This window comes from Fischerella sp. PCC 9605 (assembly GCF_000517105.1).
GTDB lineage: Bacteria > Cyanobacteriota > Cyanobacteriia > Cyanobacteriales > Nostocaceae > PCC9605.
The window spans coordinates 1,112,486-1,118,719 of record NZ_KI912151.1 but is presented as its reverse complement, the minus strand read 5'-3'; the positions used below and the strand labels follow the sequence as shown (position 1 = coordinate 1,118,719).

Sequence of the window (6,234 nt, the reverse complement as noted above, 5' to 3'; positions counted from 1 at the left end):
CTTCGGAAGTGGATTCTCAACGAATAGTCGCCTATGTAGTTCCGAACTCAGAACAAATGCTAACGATTCCTGAACTACGAGGTTTTTTAGAAGCGAAGTTGCCAAACTACATGGTGCCAGCGGCTTTTGTCACATTGGAGGCGCTACCACTAACACCCAATGGTAAGGTTGACCGCAAAGCACTAAAAGCACCTGATACAGTACGTCCAGAATTAGAAGCAGCTTATCAGCCACCCCAAACCGAGGTAGAAAAAACTATTGCCGAGATTTGGCAAGAAGTACTTAACGTTGAGAACGTAGGAATTTATGATAACTTCTTTGAACTGGGTGGCCATTCATTACTTCTAGTTCAAGTTCATAGTAAATTGCAAAAAATATTCCAGAGAGATTTTCTCTTGGTAGAAATGTTTCAATATCCAACTGTAAGCCACCTAGCTAGATATTTTAATCAGGAATCAAGAAAAGAAACATCTTTTATAATAAAGCATTCTGAAAGTAGGACAGCTTCAGTACAGCGTCGAAAACAAGCCAGAAAAGAACACCGAGCAGCGACCAAGAAAAGGGAACTTTCGTCTCAATCAGACGAATAAACTTAAAGTTTTATGTAGACTATTCATGACACTAAATGTCATTTTTTTACTCACCAATCCAAAGAAAATGTGATTAATCTCACTTGAGATTTTAGTTAACAATAATACTAGCAATGCAGGATAAAAATTATCTATTGAAGGAGACAAAATGACATTAAGTGAAAAAGAATTTTTATCTAAAAATAGCTTTTCTCAAACTGAGGAAATATTACATTCTGAAATTGGTGAGTATGTAACACAAATGTTTACACCTACTCCCGTGAAATCTATTGAAACACAGATAGATGAGATAGTTAATGATTTTTCTCAGGAATTTTTAAGTACAAAAAATGCAAATACTAATGTTGATATTGACTTGATAATCAAAAAGTTTGGTAATAGCAAAATACCTGCACTACCTACTGATTTTGAGAGCTATCTTCAATCCTTAAATGAGAATGTTGTCGCTCATTCAATACACACATCTTCGCCACAATTTATCGGTCATATGACCTCGGCACTTCCTTCTTTTGTACGCCCTTTAGCCAAACTGATGACAGCAATGAATCAAAACGCTGTCAAAATAGAAACTGCTAAAGCCTTGAGCTTCTGCGAGCGTGAGGCTTTAGCAATGATGCATCGACAAATTTATAACTTATCCGATAATTTCTACATTCAGCATATTCAAAACAATCAGAGTACATTAGGAATTTTGGTTTCTGGTGGTACAACAGCAAATATCACAGCACTTTGGTGTGCCCGAAATAAATCTTTAGGTGCAAAAAATGAGTTTTTAGGTATAGAAAAAGAAGGTTTAACCGCAGCCCTAAATTTTTACGGTTATAAAGGAGCAGTTGTAATTGGCTCCGAATTGATGCATTTCTCTTTTGATAAAGCTGCGGATTTAATGGGCATTAGTACCCAAAATTTGATTAGAGTGACCGTTGATTCTAACAATCGAGTTAATATACAAGCCCTACGCCAAGCTGTTGCAGATTGTCGCAAGCAAAACTTACATATTATAGCTATTGTTGGTATTGCTGGAACCACAGATTCTGGTAGTGTCGACCCCCTAGAAGATATTGCAGAGATTGCTCAAGAAAATAATATACATTTTCATGTGGATGCCGCTTGGGGTGGTCCAGTTATCTTTTCCCGAAAACATCAACATAAGCTTGCTGGCATTGAAAAAGCTGATTCAGTGACCATTGATGGACATAAACAATTGTATTTACCAATGGGGATTGGTATGGTCTTTTTCCGCGACCCCTATCTAGCTTCTTCAATCGAAAAACAGGCTAGCTATACCATGCGTAAGGGATCGTTTGATTTGGGTAAACGTGCTTTAGAAGGTTCTCGACCGGGTATGGCTTTATTTTTACACGCTGGTCTAAAGCTGATTGGGCTTAAGGGATATGAGTTTTTGATTGATGAAGGAATCCGGAAAAGTCAATACATGGCTGCTCGTATTTCGGCAATGCCCGAATTTGAATTGTTGGCAGAACCTGATACTAATCTGTTAATTTATCGCTATATTCCAGAGCAATTTAGAGGCAGTGTTGCGAAAAAACAGTTAACAGATACAGATAATCACATTATCAATAATTTTAACGAACATTTACAAAAGATGCAGCGTCAGATTGGCCGCACTTTTATCTCACGAACGACAAAAACAACTATCAGTTTTGATAAAAAAATTCCTGTAATTGCCATGCGTGCGGTCATTGCTAATCCATTAACTAATGAAGAAGATATTGACGCGGTTTTAAATGACCAAATTCAGATTGCTTCGGAAATTTCAATTTCATATTTTCTCAAAGATGAAGGATTAACTCAGTCTTATTGAGTGTCTTTACATTAGACAAAAATATTTATGATAGAGTTTTGATCTATGGATATAGCAAATCAAGACGAAATCGCTATTATTGGTATGGCGGGTCGTTTCCCTGGGGCAAATAAAGTTGATAGCTTTTGGCAAAACCTGCGCTCTGGTGTAGAGTCAATTTCTTTTTTCACGGATGAGGAACTAATATCTGCTGGGGTAGATCCATTATTGCTCAACGATTCCAATTACGTGAAAGCAAGCGGTATATTAGAAGATATAGATTTGTTTGATGCTTCATTTTTTGGTTTTTCTCCCAGAGAAGCTGAAATTACAGATCCACAGCACCGACTTTTTCTAGAATGTGTTTGGGAAGCTTTAGAAAATGCTGGCTATAACTCCGAAACTTATAGCGGTCAAATAGGTCTTTTTGCAGGTGTTGGTGCAAGTTCATACCTGCTTTCAAATTTATATTCTAATCGAGATTTGATGGAATCAGTAGACAGCTACCAAATTTTGATTGGAAACGACAAAGACTTTTTACCCACGCAGGTTTCTTACAAATTGAACTTGAGAGGGCCAAGTATCAATGTTCAAACTGCCTGTTCCACATCATTAGTTGCTGTTCACTTAGCCTGCCAAAGTTTACTCAATGGTGAAAGTGATATTACTTTAGCGGGCGGTGTTTCCGCTACAATGCTGCAAAAAACAGGTTACTACTATCAACAAGGAGGAATTCAATCTCCTGACGGTCATTGCCGAGCTTTTGACGCTCAAGCGAAAGGAACGATTAGTGGCAATGGTTTAGGTATAGTAGTGTTGAAAAGATTAGAGGATGCTATTACTGATGGTGATTTTATTCATGCAGTAATCAAGGGTTCAGCTGTTAACAACGATGGTTCTTTAAAGGTTGGATATACAGCTCCTAGTGTTGATGGTCAAAGGGAAGTTATTTTAGAAGCTTTAGCCTTAGCTGGAGTCGAGCCTGAGACTGTTACTTATGTAGAAACGCACGGTACAGGAACCATCTTAGGAGACCCGATTGAAATTAAGGCTCTCACACAAGCTTTTCGTGCTAGCACGAACAAAAAAGGCTTTTGCGCTATTGGTTCAGTAAAGACCAATGTCGGGCATTTGGATACAGCAGCAGGTGTGACAGGATTAATTAAAACAGTCCTTGCATTAAGACATAAACAAATACCTCCGAGTTTACACTTTCAACAGCCCAATCCCCAGATAGATTTTGCTAATAGTCCCTTCTACGTCAATACCAAATTATCAGAGTGGAAAACTAACGGTACACCAAACAGAGCAGGTATAAGTTCTTTTGGCATTGGCGGGACTAATGCCCATGTTATTTTGGAAGAAGCTCCAGTGATTGAAGCTTCCAGTCCCTCGCGTCCTTGGCAATTGTTACTGCTCTCAACCAAAACCAGCACAGCTTTAGACACTGCAACAGCGCAACTGCATACTTATTTAGAGCAAAACCCCGATATTCCTCTACCAGATGTCGCTTATACCTTACAAGTAGGTCGTCAAGCTTTTGACTATCGCCGCATCATGATTAGCCACAGTCTAAATGATGCAGTGAAATCGCTTAACAGCCAAGATCCACAACGTATTTTTAGTCACCACTGTAAACCAGGTCACTGTCCAGTCATCTTCATGTTTTCGGGACAAGGGTCACAATATGCAAACATGGGGAGGGAACTGTATGAAGTAGAACCGACGTTTAAAAAACATATAGATAGTTGCGCTGGTATTTTGCAACCCCACCTCGGTCTTGATATCCGCTGCCTACTTTATCCCAGCGAAGAAGATACTGAAACTGCTTCAAATCAACTACAACAAACAGCCCTCACCCAAAGCGCGTTATTTGTTACAGAGTACGCCCTTGCTCAGTTATTTATGTCTTGGGGAGTGCGTCCAGAGGCGATGATTGGCCATAGTATTGGGGAATATGTCGCCGCAACCATTGCAGGTGTATTTTCTCTAGAAGATGCCTTAAAAATTGTGGCAACAAGAGGACGCCTGATGCAACAGTTGCCTTCTGGGAGTATGCTGGCAATTAGGCTGCCAGAAAAAGATGTGCAGTTGCTTTTGGATGCACAGACGTTGTATCAAAAGTCTCTACAAATTGCAGTTATCAACAGCCCATCTGACTGTGTAGTTTCGGGAACAAACGAGGCGATCGCAACGCTACAAAAACAATTATCGTCTCAAGAAGTTGAATGTCGGCTGTTGCATACATCTCATGCTTTCCATTCCCAGATGATGGAACCAATATTGTCAGCGTTTATTGAGGCTGTCAAAACAGTCAAACTGAATCCACCAAGCATACGCTTTATTTCTAATGTAACTGGTAGTTGGATTACTTTTGAACAAGCGACAAATCCAGATTATTGGTGTCAACATTTACGACAAACTGTCAGATTTTCAGATGGGATATCGCAACTATTACAGCAGTTTGAAGGTGTTTTTCTAGAAGTAGGGCCAGGGCGAACTTTAAGCACATTGACGACACAGCATTTAGATAAAAATGCCAAGCAACAGGTATTGACTTCGTTACGCCATGCCAAAGAGCAACAATCTGATGTTAGCTTTTTATTACAAACATTAGGTCGGTTGTGGCTTTCTGGTATAGAAATAGATTGGTCAGGATTTTATACCCACGAGCAGCGTCATCGTCTGCCTTTGCCGACTTACCCCTTTGAACGACAAAGGTACTGGATTGATGCGAAATCCCCATCACCTTCTGTAAATAAAAGACTAACAACATTAGATAATAAACAAGATATTGCCGACTGGTTTTATGTTCCTTCATGGAAGCGCTCTTTGCTGCCTCATTCATCCTCCGAGCAAATCAATTCTACACAAGAAAAATGGCTGTTTTTTGTGGATGATTTGGGAGTAGGTGCAAAATTAATTAATGAGTTTAAAAATCAAGGTAAAAATGTCATTGCTGTTCAACAAGGAGAGCGGTTTAGCAAAGTAAGTGAGGGTATTTATACAATTAATCCATGCATAAATGAAGATTATGATACTTTACTTAAAGAATTAATATCATTAGGACACAATCCTGAATATATTGCTTATTTATGGAGCGTAAGTCATCTCGAAAATTGCCACGCAGGGAATTATTTAGAATTCAAAAGTTTACTATTTTTGACTCAGAGCATTAGTAAGCTGAAAATTAGTGATACGAGCGATCGCTTACAAATTTGGGTTGTATCAAACAACATCCAAGAGGTTAATGGAAATGAAAAATTAGACCCAGAGAAAGCAGCAATATTAGGCTTATGTAAAGTCATTCCTCAAGAGTATCCTAATATTACCTGTCGATGTATTGATATTTCTTTAACTAACCGCACAGATGTAGAGAGAGGACAAGAAGATTGTGAGGTTAACATTATTGACAAACTTTTAGATGAGTTGACCTCTGTATCCTCAGATATGGTAGTTGCTTATCGCGATCGCCACCGTTGGGTACAAACATTTGAGCCAGTTCGCTTGGAGTCAATTGTTGACGAAAAAATACCATTGAAAAAACAGGGTGTTTACCTGTTTACTGGTGGATTAGAAAGTGTTGAAGTTGTGCTTGCAGAATACTTAACAAAAACTTTCCAAGCAAAACTCATATTTATTGAAGATTCTAAATTTCCAGAGAAAAACAATTTCTCACAATGGCTTGAAACTCATTCTCAAGATGATGAAATTAGTCTCAAAATTCAGCAAGTTTTAGCATTAGAGGAATTAGGTGCAGAAGTTTTGTTATTACGTGCCGATACCACTAATTACGAACATATTCATAAAGCTCTTGCATCTGCAAATGTTGAACAAATT

At 38.6% G+C, this 6,234-nt stretch carries 3 protein-coding genes; all 3 read left to right on the top strand.

Features of this window, described 5'->3' with window-relative positions; genetic code table 11:
* A partial coding sequence (locus tag FIS9605_RS38610; RefSeq protein WP_035140339.1) for a phosphopantetheine-binding protein occupies nucleotides 1–590 on the top strand: 590 nt, incomplete at its 5' end.
* 148 nt (nucleotides 591–738) lie between these two features.
* The gene (gene panP, locus FIS9605_RS0129915; protein WP_026735864.1) at nucleotides 739–2,415 is read left to right on the top strand and encodes a pyridoxal-dependent aspartate 1-decarboxylase PanP; all 1,677 of its coding nucleotides are present in this window, start codon (nucleotides 739–741) and stop codon (nucleotides 2,413–2,415) included.
* A 45-nt stretch (nucleotides 2,416–2,460) separates the two neighbouring features.
* On the top strand, nucleotides 2,461–6,234 hold a 3,774-nt coding region (locus FIS9605_RS38605; protein ID WP_035140338.1), incomplete at its 3' end, for a type I polyketide synthase.